Below are 16309 nucleotides of genomic sequence, written 5' to 3'. Positions count from 1 at the left end.
GAACCGGGCCCTTGAGAATGGGTGCATGAGGGAACGACTGGTGGTCATCGGGGGTGACGCGGCGGGGATGTCCGCCGCGTCCCAGGCACGCAGGCTCAAGGGTCCGGAGGAACTGGAGATCGTCGCTTTCGAGCGGGGCCGGTTCTCGTCGTACTCGGCGTGCGGGATTCCGTACTGGGTCGGCGGTGAGGTGGCCGCGCGGGAGGAGCTGATCGCGCGGTCGCCGGAGGAGCACCGGGCCAGGGGCATCGGTCTGCGGACGCGGACCGAGGTCACGGCGATCGACGTGGCGGGCCGCCGGGTCCTGGCGCGGGACCTGGCGGCGGGTACGGAGTCGTGGACGGGTTTCGACAAGCTGGTGATCGCGACGGGGGCGCGGCCCCGGCGTCCGGCACTGCCCGGCATCGACGCGCCGGGGGTGCACGGGGTGCAGACCCTGGAGGACGGGCAGGCGCTGCTGGACTCGCTGGCGGGGTCGCCGGGGCGGCGGGCGGTGGTGGTGGGCGCCGGGTACATCGGGGTGGAGATGGCGGAGGCGCTGCTGCACCGGGGGTACGAGGTGACGGTGCTGCACCGGGGTGAGCAGCCGATGGCGACGCTCGATCCGGACATGGGGCGGCTGGTGCACCGGGCGATGGACGGCCTGGGGATCAGGACGGTGGCGGCGGCGGAGGTGACGAAGGTCCTGACCGGTCCGGACGGGCGGGTGCGGGCGGTGGCGACGGACGCGGCCGAGTATCCGGCGGACGTGGTGGTCCTCGGGATGGGTGTGGTGCCGGAGACGTCCTTGGCCCGGGAGGCGGGCCTGCCGGTGGGGGCGCACGGCGGGCTGCTGACGGACCTGGCGATGCGGGTGCGGGGGCACGAGGACGTGTGGGCGGGCGGTGACTGCGTGGAGGTGCTGGACCTGGTGGCGAACCGGGAGCGGCACGTGCCGCTGGGGACCCACGCGAACAAGCAGGGTCAGGTGATCGGGACGAACGTGGGCGGGGAGTACGCGACGTTCCCGGGGGTGGTGGGCACCGCCGTGTCGAAGGTGTGCGATCTGGAGATCGCGCGGACGGGGCTGCGGGAGAAGGACGCCCGTGCGGTGGGGCTGCGGTTCGTCTCGGTGACGGTGGAGTCGACGAGCCGGGCGGGGTACTACCCGGGGGCGGCGCCGATGACGGTGAAGATGCTGGCGGAGCGGCGTTCGGGGCGGCTGCTCGGGGTGCAGATCGTGGGCCGTGAGGGCGCGGCGAAGCGGGTGGACGTGGCGGCTGTCGCGTTGACGGCGGGGATGACGGTGGAGGCGATGACGGCGCTGGACCTGGGGTACGCGCCGCCGTTCTCACCGGTGTGGGACCCGGTCCTGGTCGCGGCCCGCAAGGCGACGGCGGCGGTCCGCGCGGCGGGCTGAGGCGGCGGCGGGCGCGAGGGCGGCTCGGGCGCCCCGGCGTCCGTCGGCGGGGCTCCGGCGATACGGCCGCGGGTACGGCGGTACGGGTACGGCGGTACAAGCGCGGCTACGGGGACGGCGACGGCCGCCGGGGAGGTTCCCGGCGGCCGTCGTGGGTCCGTGCCGTCGTCGTGGTGGGCGCGGCTCAGACCGCCGTGCGCGTGTGGACGTGGTCGACGAGACGGGTCAGCGCGTCCGGGTCCATCGAGGGCATGACGCCGTGGCCGAGGTTGAAGACATGGCCTTCGAGGTCCTTCGCGGCGGCGAGGACCTCGTCGGCCTTGTCCCGGACGACCTGCTCGGGGGCGAACAGCACGGCGGGGTCCAGATTGCCCTGGAGCGCCTTGCCGGGGCCGACGCGGCGGGCGGCCTCGTCGAGGGGGACGCGCCAGTCGACGCCGACGACGTCCGCTCCGGCCTCACCCATGAGGCCGAGGAGTTCGCCGGTGCCGACGCCGAAGTGGATGCGGGGGACGCCGTATCCGGCGACCGCGTCGAAGACCTTCGTGGAGGCGGGCATCACGGAGCGGCGGTAGTCGGCGGGGGCGAGGGCGCCGACCCAGGAGTCGAAGAGCTGGACGGCGGAGGCGCCGGCCTCGATCTGGACCTTGAGGAAGGCGGAGGTGATCTCGGCGAGGCGGTCGAGCAGATCGGCCCAGAGCTGCGGGTCGCCGTACATGAGCGCCTTGGTGCGCTCGTGGCTGCGCGACGGGCCGCCCTCGACGAGGTAGCTCGCGAGCGTGAAGGGGGCGCCCGCGAAGCCGATGAGCGGGGTGTCGCCCAGTTCCCCGGTGAGCATCCCGATGGCCTCGGTGACGTAGTGGACGTCCTCGGGGGTCAGGTCGCGGAGCCGGTCGAGGTCGGCGCGGGTGCGGATCGGGTCGGCGACGACGGGCCCGACGCCGGGCTTGATGTCGAGGTCGAGACCGATGGCCTTGAGGGGGACGACGATGTCGCTGAAGTAGATGGCGGCGTCGACCTTGTGGCGGCGGACGGGCTGGAGGGTGATCTCGGTGACGAGTTCCGGCCGCATACACGATTCGAGCATGGGGATGCCCTCGCGCACCTTCAGGTACTCGGGAAGGGAGCGCCCGGCCTGCCGCATGAACCACACCGGGGTGTGCGGCACGGGCTCCCGCCTGCACGCCTTGAGGAACGCGGAGTCGTGCGTCCGCGACCGCGGGTCCGTCGGGCGGTCCGCGGCGGGGGTGGCGGCGGCACCGGTGGGGTCTTGGGCGAGGGAAAGGTCGTTGGCACTCACGCCCCGAATCTTCGCATGTGGCGGGAAGCCGCTCGGCCGGGCCGGGTGTCCTCCCTGCACGGAGGGCCCGTTCCGCCTACTCTTCCCCGCATGGCTGCGGCGCAGGGACATTTTTCCGATCATTCCGACGGCGATCGAGGGACGGGCGAAACGGCGGACAGCACGGAGACGAACCCGGTGCCGCTCGCGTTCCGGCGGGCGGTGGAGGCCCTGCGGGGGGCGCGGCTGAGGCCGGAGGTGGAGGTCGATCCGACGCGGCCCCCGCAGCGTCTCGCGCCGTACGCGTACGCGGTGGAGGCGGCCGTGGTGGACGGCGAGGAGGACCTCGCGGACGGACGGCTCGTGCTGCTGCACGACCCGGACGGGCACGAGGCCTGGAAGGGGACGTTCCGTCTGGTGACGCTCGTACGGGCGGAGCTGGAGCCGGAGATGGCGGCGGACCCGCTGCTGCCCGAGGTGTGCTGGTCCTGGCTGACGGGGGCGCTGGAGGCGCGGGGGCTCTCGTACGGGGAGGCGAGCGGGACGGTGACGATGGCGGGCTCGCACTATTTCGGGGGGCTCGCGGACCGCAGGCCCGCGACCCAGATCGAGATCCGGGCGTCGTGGACGCCCCGGGAGGGGCTGGGCGGGGTGCCGGACACGGGGGCGCACCTGGCGGCCTGGTGCGATCTGCTCTGCCAGATCGCGGGGCTGCCGCCGGTCGCGGTGGAACCGGGTGCGGCGGGGACGGTGTCGGGGGCGGGGGTCGTCTCGTTGCCCCAGCGGCGGGGCCCGCAGCAGGTATGAGGCCCGGCGGCGGACACGTCGCGCCCGGCGTGCGTGAGGCGGTCCGCGACGGGCCGGGGCCTCGGCCGGGCCGGTCACGGTTCCGGGTGGCCGGACGGGTGCCCCGGCGCTCCCTCGTGGGGGTGAAGGGGCGGGGGCCGTTCGTAGGATGATCGATCACGCATCCGAATTGCCCTAATTGTTACTCACCAAATCGTGATCTTTCCCTAAAGGCGGGCCGCCCTCCTGCCGAAGGAGTCAGTGACCCCTTCACAGCACGGGTCCACCCCCGGCTTCTTCCCCGAGCCGGCCCGTCCCGCATCCTTTTCAGGAGGCCTGGTGTCCGTTCTCCTCGAGCAGCCCGCAAGCCTGGTCGCCTACCGCCCGAACAAGCCGACGGCCATGGTCGTCGTGGCCGACCCGCGCGTCCGTTCCACCGTGACCCGCCACCTGTGGGCCCTCGGAGTACGTGACGTGATCGAGGCTTCGTCCATCGCGGAGGCACGCCCCCGCGTCGGCAACCCGCGCGACATCTGCGTTGCCGACGTCCACCTGCCCGACGGCAGCGGTCTGACCCTGCTGTCCGAGACCCGCGCCGCGGGCTGGCCCAACGGCCTCGCCCTCTCGGCCGCCGACGACATCGGCGCCGTGCGCAACGCCCTCGCGGGCGGCGTGAAGGGCTATGTCGTCACCGGCACCCGGACCAACATCGGCCATCCGACCAGGCCGGGCGCCGCCCCCATCGGTGCCGCCGCCGCCCGGCTCGGCCACCGCCGCCCCCCGGGTGCCCCGAGCCACCCGGGCGGCTACCGCGAGCTCTCCGGCCGTGAGGTCGAAGTGCTCCGGCTCGTCGCGGAAGGCCAGTCGAACAAGGCGATCGGCGTCTCCATGGGCCTCTCCGCCCTCACGGTGAAGAGCCACCTCGCCAGGATCGCCCGCAAGCTGGGCACGGGAGACCGGGCGGGCATGGTCGCGGTGGCCCTGAGGACCGGGATCATCCACTGACCCACCCGGTCGACAAAGACCCGGCGCCTGTCGACGGAACGTTCCGTCGGCGGGCGCCCGCCGTTCACCGATACCCTTGACAGGTGACCGACGCCCAAGAGACCGCAGCAGACACCGCACTGCGCACCACCGGGGGCGGCCCCCCGGACGACGACGTCCCTGCGATTGGGCTTCCGATCCCGTTGCTGGAGCCCCGCGAGGGGATTCCGCCCGTCGTCGAGACGGCGGACGCCCTCGCCGGGGTGATCGCCGCCTTCGCCGCCGGACGCGGGCCGCTCGCCGTGGACGCCGAGCGCGCCTCCGGCTACCGCTACGGCCAGCGCGCCTACCTCGTGCAGCTCCGCCGCGAGGGCGCGGGCACCGCGCTCATCGACCCGGTCGGCTGCCCCGACCTCTCCGGCTTCGGCGAGGCGCTCGACGGGACCGAGTGGATCCTGCACGCGGCGACCCAGGACCTGCCCTGCCTGCGGGACATAGGCATGGTGCCGACCTCGCTGTTCGACACCGAACTGGCCGGACGGCTCGCGGGCTTCCCGCGCGTCGGCCTCGGCGCGATGGTCGAGTCCGTCCTCGGCTACGCCCTGGAGAAGGGCCACTCCGCCGTCGACTGGTCCACCCGTCCGCTGCCCGAGCCCTGGCTGCGGTACGCGGCGCTCGACGTGGAACTCCTCGTCGACCTGCGCGACGCGCTGGAGAAGGAGCTGGACCGGCAGGGCAAGCTGGAATGGGCCCTCCAGGAGTTCGACGCCATCGCCTCCGCCCCGCCCGCCCCGCCGCGCAAGGACCCCTGGCGGCGCACCTCCGGGATGCACAAGGTGCGGCGGCGCCGTCAGATGGCGGTCGTACGGGAGCTGTGGACGGCCCGCGACAGGATCGCCCAGCGGCGGGACGTCTCCCCCGGCAAGGTGCTGAGCGACGCGGCGATCGTGGAGGCGGCGCTCGCCGTCCCGGTGAACGTGGCCGCGCTGCCCGGCTTCGGGCACCGGATGGGCCGCCGTCAGCTGGAGCAGTGGCAGGCCTCGGTGGACCGGGCCAGGGCGCTGCCCGAGAACGAGCTGCCGCAGCCGGGCACGCAGGTGGCGGGTCCGCCGCCGCCGCGCGCCTGGGCGGACAAGGACCCGGCGGCGGCGGCACGGCTCTCGGCGGCGCGCACGGCGGTGTCCGCGCTGGCGGAGACCCTGCACCTGCCGCAGGAGAACCTGATCACCCCGGACACCGTGCGCCGGGTCTGCTGGGAGCCGCCGACCGCGGGGACCGCGGGCGTGTCCGCCGCCCTGAGCGGGTACGGCGCGCGGCCCTGGCAGGTGGAGCTCGTGACCCCGCTCCTGGTGAAGGCCCTGACGGCGACCGCCTGACCCGTACGGGACGGCCCCCGGCATCCGCGAGGACGCCGGGGGCCGTTTCCTCTTTCCGGGCGGTTCCCCGGCGCCGCCCGGCCCGTTGCGGCAGGGTGACGGATGTGACCTTCGCCGCTTGGGGCCCAGGGGGTGGGCAGTCTGGTTACTCGTAAGTAGCATGGGGGAGCAAGCGCACGCTTAGGCGTGGGCCGCAGCAGCAGTGCCATCCCGCACCCTGGAGGAGAGCCATCGTGCCTCGTACCGTCAGGGACGTCGTCTTCGTCGACGGCGTCCGCACCCCGTTCGGCAAGGCGGGCCCGAAGGGCATCTACCACGAGACCCGCGCCGACGACCTCGTCGTGAAGGCCGTCCGGGAGCTGCTGCGCCGGAACCCGGGCCTCGACCCCGCGAAGATCGACGAGGTCGCCATCGCCGCGACCACCCAGATCGGCGACCAGGGCCTGACCCTCGGCCGTACGGCGGGCATCCTCGCCGGACTGCCCCAGTCGGTGCCCGGCTACTCCATCGACCGCATGTGCGCGGGCGCCCTGACCGCCGTGACCTCGGTCGCCGGTTCGATCGCCTTCGGCGCGTACGACGCCGTCATCGCCGGTGGCGTCGAGCACATGGGCCGCCACCCCATGGGCGAGGGCGTCGACCCGAACCCGCGCTTCGTGTCGGAGAAGCTCGTCGACGAGTCCGCCCTCTTCATGGGCATGACCGCCGAGAACCTGCACGACCGCTACCCGGGCATCACCAAGCGGCGCGCCGACGAGTACGCCGTGCGTTCGCAGGAGAAGGCCGCCAAGGCGTACGCCGACGGCAAGATCCAGCAGGACCTGGTGCCGATCTCGGTCCGCCGCACCGACGCCACCACCGGTGAGACCGGCTGGGGCCTGGTCACGGCCGACGAGCCGATGCGTCCCGGCACCACCCTGGAGTCCCTGGCGGGCCTGAAGACGCCGTTCCGCGTCCACGGCAACGTGACCGCGGGCAACGCGGCCGGTCTCAACGACGGCGCCACCGCCTCGATCATCGCCTCCGAGGAGTTCGCCCGCGAGAACGGCCTCCCGGTCCGGATGCGCCTCGTCTCGTACGCCTTCGCGGGCGTCGAGCCCGAGGTCATGGGCTACGGCCCGATCCCGGCGACCGAGAAGGCCCTCGCCAAGGCCGGTCTGTCCATCGAGGACGTCCAGCTCTTCGAGATCAACGAGGCCTTCGCCGTCCAGGTCCTCGCCTTCCTGGAGCACTACGGCATCGCCGACGACGACACCCGGGTGAACCAGTACGGCGGAGCCATCGCCTACGGTCACCCGCTCGCTTCCTCCGGCGTCCGGCTGATGACTCAGCTGGCCCGCCAGTTCGAGGAGCAGCCGCAGGTCCGTTACGGCCTCACCACCATGTGCGTCGGCTTCGGCATGGGCGCGACGGTCATCTGGGAGAACCCCCACTGGGAGGGCAAGTGAGCACCACCGCCGAGCTTCTGAAGGGCGCCGCCGAGCTCTTCCCCGACGAGGTCGTCACCAGCGCCCACGTACGGCACTTCGAACTGCCCGCGGGTGCGGGCCGGTTCGCCCTGATCACGCTGGACAACGGCTTCGACCACACCAAGCCGACCACTTTCGGCCCGCAGTCGCTGGCCAATCTGAACGCGGCGATCGACCAGGTCGAGGCCGAGGCCGCGAACGGCGAGATCACCGGCGTCGGCCTCACCGGCAAGCCGTTCATCTTCGCCGTCGGCGCCGACCTCAAGGGCGTCGAACTGCTGCGGAAGCACGACGAGGCGCTCGCCATCGGCAAGGGCGGCCACGACGTCTTCAAGCGGCTCTCCGGGCTCGCCGTGCCGACCTTCGCGTACTACAACGGCGCGGCCATGGGCGGCGGTGTCGAGGTCGGTCTGCACTGCACCTACCGCACCGTGTCGAAGGCCCTCCCGGCCTTCTCGCTGCCCGAGGTCTTCCTCGGTCTGGTGCCCGGCTGGGGCGGCTGCGCCCTCCTGCCGAACCTGATCGGCCCGGAGAAGGCCGTCTCGGTCATCATCGAGAACTCGCTGAACCAGAACCGCCAGCTCAAGGGCGCGCAGGTCTTCGAGCTCGGCATCGCCGACGCCCTGTTCGAGGGCGCCGACTTCCTGGAGCGGTCGCTGGTCTGGACGGCCGGGGTCCTCAACGGCTCCGTCACCGTCGAGCGCCCGGAGATCGACCGCGGCGAGGCCTGGGACCAGGCCGTCGCCAAGGGCCGTGCCCTCGCCGACTCCAAGGTGCACGGCGCCGCCCCGGCCGCCTACCGCGCCCTCGACATCATCGCGGCGGCCAAGGACGGCGACCTCCAGAAGGGCTTCGACGCCGAGGACCTGGCGCTCGCCGACCTGATCATGGGCGGCGAGCTGCGCTCCGGCATCTACGCCTTCAACCTGGTGCAGAAGCGCGCCAAGCGCCCCGCCGGTGCCCCCGACAGGTCGCTGGCCCGCCCGGTCACCAAGGTCGGTGTCGTCGGCGCCGGTCTGATGGCCTCCCAGCTCGCCCTGCTGTTCCTGCGCCGCCTGGAGGTGCCGGTCGTCCTGACCGACATCGACCAGGAGCGCGTCGACAAGGGCGTGGGCTACGTCCACGGCGAGATCGAGAAGCTGCTCGGCAAGGGCCGGATCAACCAGGACCGGGCCAACCGTCTCAAGGGCCTGGTCTCCGGTGTCCTGGACAAGGCCGAGGGCTTCGCGGACGCGGACTTCATCATCGAGGCCGTGTTCGAGGAGATGGGCGTCAAGCAGAAGGTGTTCGCGGAGGTCGAGGCGGTCGCCCCGGCGCACGCGATCCTCGCCACCAACACCTCCTCGCTGTCCGTCTCGGAGATGGCCTCGCAGCTGAAGCACCCCGAGCGCGTGGTCGGCTTCCACTTCTTCAACCCGGTCGCGATCCTCCCGCTCCTGGAGATCGTGCGCGGCGAACGGACCGACGAGGCCTCGCTGGCCACCGCGTTCGGTGTCGCGAAGAAGCTGAAGAAGACCGCGGTCCTCACCAAGGACGCCCCGGCGTTCGTCGTGAACCGCATCCTGACCCGCTTCATGGGCGAGATCCAGAACGTCATCGACGAGGGCACCCCGGTGGCCACGGCGGAGAAGGCGGTCGAGCCGCTGGGCCTGCCGATGTCCCCGCTGGTCCTCCTCGAACTGGTCGGCCCGGCGATCGGTCTGCACGTCTCCGAGACCCTGAACCGCGCCTTCCCGGACCGCTTCACGGTCTCCCCCAACCTGAAGGCGGTCGTCGAGGCGGGCAAGCGCGGCTTCTACGTCTACAAGCCCGAGAACGGCTTCAAGCCGGAGCTCGACCCGGAGGTCGCCGCCCTCCTCGTCCAGGGCGACTCCGTCCTGACCGAGGAGCAGGTCCGGGCCCGGGTCCTGGACGCGGTGGCGCAGGAGATCGGCCTGATGCTGGAGGAGGGTGTCGTCGCCGAGGCGCAGGACATCGACCTCTGCCTGATCACCGGTGCGGGCTGGCCCTTCCACCTGGGCGGCATCACGCCGTACCTGGACCGTGAGGGCGTCTCCGAGCGCGCCGTCGGTCGGCGCTTCCTGCCGCAGGGCGTGGCGAGCGTCCCGGCGTAACCCCTCGGGCGTACGCGAACGGCCCCGGCACCTCTTCCAGGTGCCGGGGCCGTTCCCGTCGTCGCGCGCGGGTCACCCTATGGAGCGCCAGCCCTCCAGGAGGAGGCCTTCGGCCGCCGCCTTCTGCCGGGTGGTGACCAGACCGGCGCCGCCGACCAGGGCCATCGCAACGAGGCGCCCGTCGAGGCCCCGGGTGAGGACGGTGGCCAGGTCGCCCTGGGCGTCCCCGGTCTCCGACCATGTGATGCCCTCGCTCTCCTGCTCGCTCGGGTAGGCGGCGAGGGCGAGGCGGCCGTCGGTGGACTGCTGGGCGAGGACCGTGCAGTCGAAGCCGTCGATGAGGCAGCGGGTGGCGGCGAGGCGCCCGGTGCCGACGGCGTCGCCGAGCGGCGTGGGCGCCAGGGAGCGCTCCGGGGACCAGGCGCAGACCTGGCCGTCCCCGTCGAGGTAGAAGAGGGTGACGTGGCCGGAGGGGCCGGTGGTGGCCGCCAGGGTTCCCATGACCACCGAGGCGGGGACCAGCTCCTCGCGGAGCGGCTTGGCGCCCGCCTCCCGCTGCACGTAGCGGACGAGGCCCTTGGCGTGGCAGCTGAGCAGTTCGACCATGCCCGAGCCGTTGGTGACGGCGACCGGCGAGGGGTCGGTCTTCGAACCCATCAGGTCCCACCAGGGGTGCCAGCCGCCGGCGTCCTTCTGGGCGCGCACGCTCAGTCCGCCGCCGCCGTTGCGCACGAAGACGTACGCGCGTCCCTGGGCGTCCACGGCGACGGCGGGGTCGCCGGTCCAGGGCCCCTTGCCGTTGGAGTGCCCGATGGGACGCCAGGCCACGGCGGGACGGCCGGTCTGGAACTGGACGGAGTGCACCAGCTCGACGTGGCCGTCCTCACCGTCGGTGGGCCGCAGGCCGACGAGGTGCACATAGCGGTCGGCTCCCTGGCCGACGGCGAGGAAGGCGCTCAGTCCTCCGCCGCCGAGCGGGTCGGGGCCGGTCCAGCCGCCGTCCTCCCGCTCGGTCCAGCGCACCACTTCTTCGTTCCTCGGCAGATAGGCACTGAACCTGCCGTCCGCCCCACGGGTCAGCCAGGATCCCTGGAGCCGGGGGGCGGCGGAGCCGTGGGAACGGGCAGCGGGGACCTGGGATCTATTCGCCATGGGGGGATCCAGCACTCCGGTCGTCGGGAGGAGTTCGGGTACGAGCCGACTCTAGTCTCCCGCCGGGACGCCCCCTTCCGCGCCTTCGGGATCGGCGGTCAGGAGGGGAGTTCGCCGTCCTCGCGCGCGAGCCGGCTGTGACGGTGGCCGTACAGGAAGTACACGAGGAAGCCGAGCAGCATCCAGACGGCGAACCGGAACCAGGTCTCGGCGGGCAGGTTGAGCATCAGCCAGAACGAGGCCGCGACGGAGAGGACCGGCAGGACGGGGACCCAGGGGGTACGGAAGGCGCGCGGCAGGTCGGGGCGGGTGCGGCGGAGCACGAGGACGCCCACGGCGACCACCACGAAGGCGAAGAGGGTGCCGATGTTCACCAGGGTGGCGAGTTCGTTGATGCTGGTGAAGCCCGCGACGATCGCGATGATCACACCGAGCAGGATGGTGGGCCGGTACGGGGTGCGGTACTTCGGGTGGGTGACCGAGAAGAAGCGGGGCAGCAGTCCGTCGCGGCTCATCGCGAAGAACACCCGGGTCTGGCCGAGCAGCAGGATGAGACAGACCACGGTGAGGCCGATGGCGGCGCCGAAGCTGATGACGCCCGCGTAGAAGGGGTGCCCGACGGATTTGAAGGCGTCCGCGAGCGGGGCGTCGACGGACAGCTCCGTGTAGTGCTGCATTCCGGTGACGACGAGGGCGACGGCCACGTAGAGCACGGTGCAGATGATGAGCGAGCCGAGGATGCCCCGGGGCATGTCCCGCTGGGGCAGTCTGGTCTCCTCGGCGGCGGTGGCCACCACGTCGAAGCCGATGAAGGCGAAGAAGACCACGGAGGCGGCGGTGAAGATGCCCATGACGCCGAAGTTGGTCGGCTGGTAGCCGAACATCAGCTGGATCAGTGGCTCGGTCCAGTCGGAGCCGCCGCCGGGCGGGGTGACGGCGGGCGGGATGAAGGGCTTGTAGTTGTCGCCGACGACGAAGAACAGGCCCGCGACGATCACGATCATCACCACGGTCACCTTGATGGCGACGACGACGGAGGTGATGCGGGCGGAGAGCTCCATGCCGAGGACGAGGACGACGGTCAGCACGAGGACGAGCACGAAGGCGAGGAGGTCGAAGGTGCCGCCGGGGATGTCGGGGCCTTCGAGCGCGGGTGGCAGGTGCCAGCCGATGTTGTCCATCAGCGAGCGGACGTAGCCCGACCAGCCGACGGCGACCACCGCCGTGCCCAGGGCGAACTCCAGGACGAGGTCCCAGCCGATGATCCAGGCGGGCAGCTCGCCGATGGAGGCGTACGCGAAGGTGTACGCCGATCCCGCCACCGGCACCGTCGAGGCGAACTCGGCGTAGCAGAGGGCTGCCAGGGCGCAGACGACGCCCGCGACCACGAAGGCGATGGCGGTCGCCGGGCCCGCGTTCTCCTTGGCGACCTTGCCGGTGAGGACGAAGATGCCGGTGCCGATGATGACACCCACTCCGAACACCATCAGGTCCCAGGCAGAGAGGGACTTCCGGAGTGCGTGCTCGGGCGCCTCGGTGTCGCGGATCGACTGCTCGACCGACTTGGTCCGGAACATGCCCGAGCGGGCACGCGGCTGTTGGTCCGTGCTCATCGTCGTACCTCCTGCCGGAGGGCTGCCCGCCCCGGGCCCGGAAGGCACGCGAAAGGGCCGGTCGGCACTCCGAAGAGTGAACCCGACCGGCCCCAGGTGACGGGGTCCGTCAGTCGCGCACGGGCTCCACGGCGGGCTCGACGGCCTCGGCGCTCTCGTACCGTCCGTCGAGGCGCGAGACCAGGCCGGTGACCTGGCGGGCGACGTCGAGGGCGGTCAGGCCGATCTCGGCCATGACCTCGCCCCGGGAGGCGTGGTCGAGGAAGCGCGGCGGGATGCCGAAGTCGCGCAGCGGGATGTCCACGTCCGCGTCGCGGAGCGCCTGCGCGACGGCGGAGCCGACGCCGCCGACCCGGCTGTTGTCCTCGACGGTGACGACGACCCGGTGGCGCTGGGCGAGCGGGGCGAGGGCCTCGTCGACCGGCTTGACCCAGCGGGGGTCGACGACGGTGGTGGAGATGCCCTGCCGGTCGAGCAGGTCGGCGACCTCCAGGCACATCGGGGCGAGCGCGCCGACGGAGACCAGGAGGACGTCGGGGCGGTCGCTGCCGGGCTCGCGGAGCACGTCCATGCCGCCGACGCGGCGGAGCGCGGGGACGGCGGGGCCGACGGCGCCCTTGGAGAAGCGGACCACGGTGGGGGCGTCGGTGACCTCGACGGCCTCGCGGAGCTGGGCGCGGACCTGGTCGGCGTCGCGCGGGGCGGCGAGTCGCAGTCCGGGCACGACCTGGAGGATCGACATGTCCCACATGCCGTTGTGGGAGGCGCCGTCGGTGCCGGTGACGCCCGCCCGGTCCAGGACGAAGGTGACGCCGCACCGGTGCAGGGCCACGTCCATCAGGACCTGGTCGAAGGCGCGGTTGAGGAAGGTGGCGTAGACCGCGAAGACCGGGTGGAGGCCGCCGGTGGCGAGGCCCGCCGCGGAGACCGCGGCGTGCTGCTCGGCGATGCCGACGTCGAAGACCCGCTCGGGGAACGCCTTGGCGAACTTGTCGAGGCCGACGGGCTGGAGCATGGCCGCCGTGATGGCGACGATGTCCTCGCGCTCCTTGCCCAGCTCGACCATCTCCTGGCCGAAGACCGAGGTCCAGTCCGCGCCGGAGGAGGCGATGGGCAGGCCGGTGTCGGGGTGGATCTTGCCGACGGCGTGGAAGCGGTCGGCCTCGTCCTGGAGGGCGGGCTGGTAGCCACGGCCCTTCTCGGTGAGGCAGTGGACGATCACGGGGCCGCCGAAGCGCTTGGCGCGCGTCAGGGCGGACTCCAGGGCCTCGATGTCGTGGCCGTCGATGGGGCCGACGTACTTGAGGCCGAGGTCCTCGAACATGCCCTGGGGGGCGATGAAGTCCTTGAGGCCCTTCTTGGCGCCGTGCAGGGTCTCGTAGAGCGGCTTCCCGACGACCGGGGTGCGCTCCAGGATGTCCTTGCCGCGGGCGAGGAAGCGCTCGTAGCCGTCGGTGGTGCGCAGGGTCGCCAGATGGTTGGCGAGGCCGCCGATGGTCGGCGCGTAGGAGCGCTCGTTGTCGTTGACGACGATGACGAGCGGGCGGTCCTTGGCGGCGGCGATGTTGTTCAGCGCCTCCCAGGCCATGCCGCCGGTGAGGGCGCCGTCGCCGATGACGGCGACGACGTGGTCGTCCTTGCGCAGGACCTCGTTGGCCTTGGCGAGTCCGTCGGCCCAGCCGAGGACCGTGGAGGCGTGCGAGTTCTCGATGACGTCGTGCTCGGACTCGGCCTGCGAGGGGTAGCCGGAGAGGCCGCCCTTCATCTTGAGCTTGGAGAAGTCCTGGCGGCCCGTGAGCAGCTTGTGGACGTAGCTCTGGTGGCCGGTGTCCCAGAGGACCTTGTCCTTCGGGGAGTCGAACACGCGGTGCAGGGCGATGGTCAGCTCGACCACGCCGAGGTTGGGCCCGAGGTGCCCGCCGGTCTTGGAGACGGCCTCCACCAGGAACGCCCTGATCTCGTCGGCCAGCTGGTCCAGCTGTTCCGGGGAGAGCCGGTCCAGATCTCGCGGTCCCCTGATACGGGTCAGCAGAGCCACCCGTTCCTCCTTGCGTTGAGCTGGTCGAGCTTGCCGATTTGTCGAGTCTAATGTTCCGTCCCGGATCGCGGACATCGGGCCGGGGAGTCGGTCATCACTCGGATGGCCTACATGGCGTTAATCTGTACGGCTCCGCGCGGGGTGGTCCGGGGGCCGGGCGGGGGTGTCACCGGGGCGGTCGCGCACGGGTCCCCGCGGATCTCGGCCCGCACGCCGGGCGGTCGCGGCACCCGGCCCGCGTACGGGTGGCGTACGCCCCCGAGGACTCCGCCCCGGCCGGTACGGCGAGGTGCCCGTCGCGTCCGTCCGGGTTCCCCGGCCCCCGAGGTCCCGCCCGCGCACCGGGCAGCACCCGGGGGCCGCACCGGGCCCGTCAGGCCTTCTTGACCACGCTCGACTTGAGCTGCATGGGGCCGAAACCGTCCACCTTGCAGTCGATGTCGTGGCCGTCCACGCCGTCCACGAGGCGGATGCCGCGGACCTTGGTGCCCGCCTTGATGCCGCCGGGGCCGCCCTTGACCTTGAGCGCCTTGACGACGGTCACGGTGTCGCCGTCGGCGAGGACGTTGCCCACGGCGTCCTTGACGACCCGCGCGCCGTCGCCGTCGGCCGGGCCCCCGGGGTCCGTCGTCGCCGACCACTCGTGGCCGCATTCGGGACAGACGAGCAGGGCGCCGACTTCGTAGGTGTAGACGCCGGAGCACGGGGGGCACGGGGGGAGGTTCTCGTTCACTGTTCGATTTTAGGAGCCGATCCGCCCCCGGCGGAAACCGAGGACACCTAGCGGTCGAGCCCTACGTGACCACGGTGATTATCCGCGTTTGCATTTATAGCGCGTGCGCAATTATTGTCGAGTCTCATCAAGGGCCTGCTCAAGCAATCGGAGAAGGGACGGACCCATGCCTCTCGCACTCCTCGCGCTGGCCGTAGGGGCCTTCGGGATCGGCACCACCGAATTCGTGATCATGGGCCTGCTGCCCGGGATCGCCGCCGACTACGGGGTCACCGTCCCCACCGCCGGACTCCTCGTCACCGGCTACGCGCTCGGCGTCGTCGTCGGCGCCCCGCTCCTGACCGTCCTCGGCTCCCGGGTCGGCCGCAAGCGGATGCTCATGCTGCTGATGGGCCTCTTCGTCGCCGGGAACCTGCTCTCCGCCCTCGCCCCGGACTTCGGGACGATGCTCGCCGGACGCGTGGTCGCCTCGCTCGCGCACGGCACGTTCTTCGGCATCGGCTCCGTCGTCGCCGCCGGACTGGTCGCCCCGGACCGGAAGGCCGGAGCCATCGCCACCATGTTCACCGGCCTGACCCTGGCCAACGTCGTGGGCGTCCCGCTGGGCACCCTCGTCGGGCAGACGGTCGGCTGGCGCGGCACCTTCGCCGCCGTCGCCGCGCTCGGGGTGATCGGGCTGCTCGGCATCGCCCGGCTCGTCCCCGAACTCCCCCGCCCCGAGGGGACCCGGCTGCGCGGCGAGCTGACCGCGTTCCGCAACCCCCAGGTGCTGCTCGCCATGGCGATGACCGTCCTGGGCTTCGGCGGGGTCTTCGCCGCGATCACCTACATCGCCCCGATGATGACCGAGACCGCCGGATACTCCGACGGCGCGGTCACCTGGCTCCTCGCCCTCTTCGGCGTCGGCATGTTCCTCGGCAACCTGCTCGGCGGGCGCTACGCCGACCGTGCCCTGATGCCCCTGCTGTACGTCGCTCTCGGCGGCCTCGCGGTCGTGCTCGCGCTGTTCACCGTGGCCGCCCACCACAAGGTCCTCGCCGCGCTCGCCGTCCTCCTCGTCGGAGCCCTCGGCTTCGCCACCGTGCCGCCGCTGCAGAAACGCGTCCTCGACCAGGCCCACGGCGCCCCCACCCTGGCCTCCGCGGTCAACATCGGCGCCTTCAACCTCGGCAACGCGCTGGCCGCCTGGCTCGGCGGCCTCGTCATCACCGCGGGCCTCGGCTACACCGCCCCCAACTGGGTCGGCGCAGCCCTCGCGGCCTCCGCACTGCTCCTCGCCCTCTGGTCGGCCGCCCTGGAACGCCGCACCCCACCCCCCGGCCCGGCCATCACCGCGGAGCCCGTACCCGTTTCCGTACCTCACTGA

Annotated in this window: 12 protein-coding genes; 7 read left to right on the top strand and 5 right to left on the bottom strand. The window is 72.2% G+C overall.

Annotated features, from left to right (window positions below; genetic code table 11):
* Positions 1-25 precede the first annotated feature (25 nt).
* Positions 26-1399, top strand: coding sequence for an FAD-dependent oxidoreductase (locus ACIO92_RS27665; RefSeq protein ID WP_402284154.1), 1374 nt, complete (start codon positions 26-28; stop codon positions 1397-1399).
* A gap of 184 nt (positions 1400-1583) precedes the next feature.
* On the opposite strand, the gene hemE is transcribed toward ACIO92_RS27665, so the two are convergent.
* On the bottom strand, positions 1584-2699 hold the full coding sequence (gene hemE / locus ACIO92_RS27660) for a uroporphyrinogen decarboxylase (RefSeq protein ID WP_366441331.1): 1116 nt from the start codon (positions 2697-2699) through the stop codon (positions 1584-1586).
* Positions 2700-2789: 90 nt separating this feature from the next.
* Between hemE and ACIO92_RS27655 the strand changes: the two genes are divergently transcribed.
* The 5 genes from ACIO92_RS27655 (at position 2790) to ACIO92_RS27635 (ending at position 9407) form a co-directional block, all read left to right on the top strand.
* The gene (locus ACIO92_RS27655) at positions 2790-3485 is read left to right on the top strand and encodes a DUF3000 domain-containing protein (RefSeq protein ID WP_366441330.1); all 696 of its coding nucleotides are present in this window, start codon (positions 2790-2792) and stop codon (positions 3483-3485) included.
* A gap of 318 nt (positions 3486-3803) precedes the next feature.
* Positions 3804-4469: a response regulator transcription factor gene (locus ACIO92_RS27650; RefSeq protein WP_015037008.1), complete on the top strand. Its 666-nt coding sequence runs from the start codon at positions 3804-3806 to the stop codon at positions 4467-4469.
* An 83-nt stretch (positions 4470-4552) separates the two neighbouring features.
* Positions 4553-5824, top strand: a complete 1272-nt coding sequence (locus ACIO92_RS27645; protein WP_402284151.1) for an HRDC domain-containing protein — start codon at positions 4553-4555, stop codon at positions 5822-5824.
* 233 nt (positions 5825-6057) lie between these two features.
* Positions 6058-7272, top strand: a complete 1215-nt coding sequence (locus tag ACIO92_RS27640) for a thiolase family protein (RefSeq protein ID WP_402059332.1) — start codon at positions 6058-6060, stop codon at positions 7270-7272.
* Positions 7269-9407 carry a 3-hydroxyacyl-CoA dehydrogenase NAD-binding domain-containing protein gene (locus tag ACIO92_RS27635; protein WP_366441327.1) on the top strand — a complete coding sequence of 713 codons (2139 nt, stop codon included), beginning with the start codon at positions 7269-7271 and terminating at the stop codon, positions 9405-9407. The genes ACIO92_RS27640 and ACIO92_RS27635 overlap by 4 nt, the downstream gene beginning before the upstream one ends.
* A 72-nt stretch (positions 9408-9479) precedes the next feature.
* Here the strand turns inward: ACIO92_RS27635 and ACIO92_RS27630 are convergent, their stop codons facing one another.
* From ACIO92_RS27630 to ACIO92_RS27615, 4 genes are all read right to left on the bottom strand, one after another.
* Positions 9480-10559, bottom strand: coding sequence for a hypothetical protein (locus ACIO92_RS27630; RefSeq protein WP_402284148.1), 1080 nt, complete (start codon positions 10557-10559; stop codon positions 9480-9482).
* A gap of 98 nt (positions 10560-10657) precedes the next feature.
* Positions 10658-12172, bottom strand: a complete 1515-nt coding sequence (locus ACIO92_RS27625; RefSeq protein ID WP_402284146.1) for an amino acid permease — start codon at positions 12170-12172, stop codon at positions 10658-10660.
* Between the two features lie 109 nt (positions 12173-12281).
* On the bottom strand, positions 12282-14210 hold the full coding sequence (gene dxs, locus ACIO92_RS27620; RefSeq protein WP_366441324.1) for a 1-deoxy-D-xylulose-5-phosphate synthase: 1929 nt from the start codon (positions 14208-14210) through the stop codon (positions 12282-12284).
* 373 nt (positions 14211-14583) lie between these two features.
* A complete protein-coding gene (locus tag ACIO92_RS27615; RefSeq protein ID WP_402284143.1) occupies positions 14584-14943 on the bottom strand; it encodes a zinc ribbon domain-containing protein YjdM in 360 nt (119 codons plus the stop codon).
* Positions 14944-15109: 166 nt separating this feature from the next.
* Between ACIO92_RS27615 and ACIO92_RS27610 the strand changes: the two genes are divergently transcribed.
* Positions 15110-16309 carry an MFS transporter gene (locus ACIO92_RS27610; protein ID WP_366441322.1) on the top strand — a complete coding sequence of 400 codons (1200 nt, stop codon included), beginning with the start codon at positions 15110-15112 and terminating at the stop codon, positions 16307-16309.

The organism is Streptomyces sp. NPDC087215 (genome assembly GCF_044744885.1).
Classification (GTDB): Bacteria; Actinomycetota; Actinomycetes; order Streptomycetales; family Streptomycetaceae; genus Streptomyces.
Note: the sequence above shows the minus strand (reverse complement) of the source record. Positions and strands in the feature narration are given on the sequence as shown.

Excerpts from the sequence above, each read along its gene's own strand:
- ACIO92_RS27665 (WP_402284154.1), top strand. The coding sequence starts at position 26 with ATGAGGGAACGACTGGTGGTCATCGGGGGTGACGCGGCGGGGATGTCC.
- ACIO92_RS27655 (WP_366441330.1), top strand. The coding sequence starts at position 2,790 with ATGGCTGCGGCGCAGGGACATTTTTCCGATCATTCCGACGGCGATCGA.
- ACIO92_RS27630 (WP_402284148.1), bottom strand. The coding sequence starts at position 10,559 with ATGGCGAATAGATCCCAGGTCCCCGCTGCCCGTTCCCACGGCTCCGCC.
- ACIO92_RS27625 (WP_402284146.1), bottom strand. The coding sequence starts at position 12,172 with ATGAGCACGGACCAACAGCCGCGTGCCCGCTCGGGCATGTTCCGGACC.
- ACIO92_RS27610 (WP_366441322.1), top strand. The coding sequence starts at position 15,110 with ATGCCTCTCGCACTCCTCGCGCTGGCCGTAGGGGCCTTCGGGATCGGC.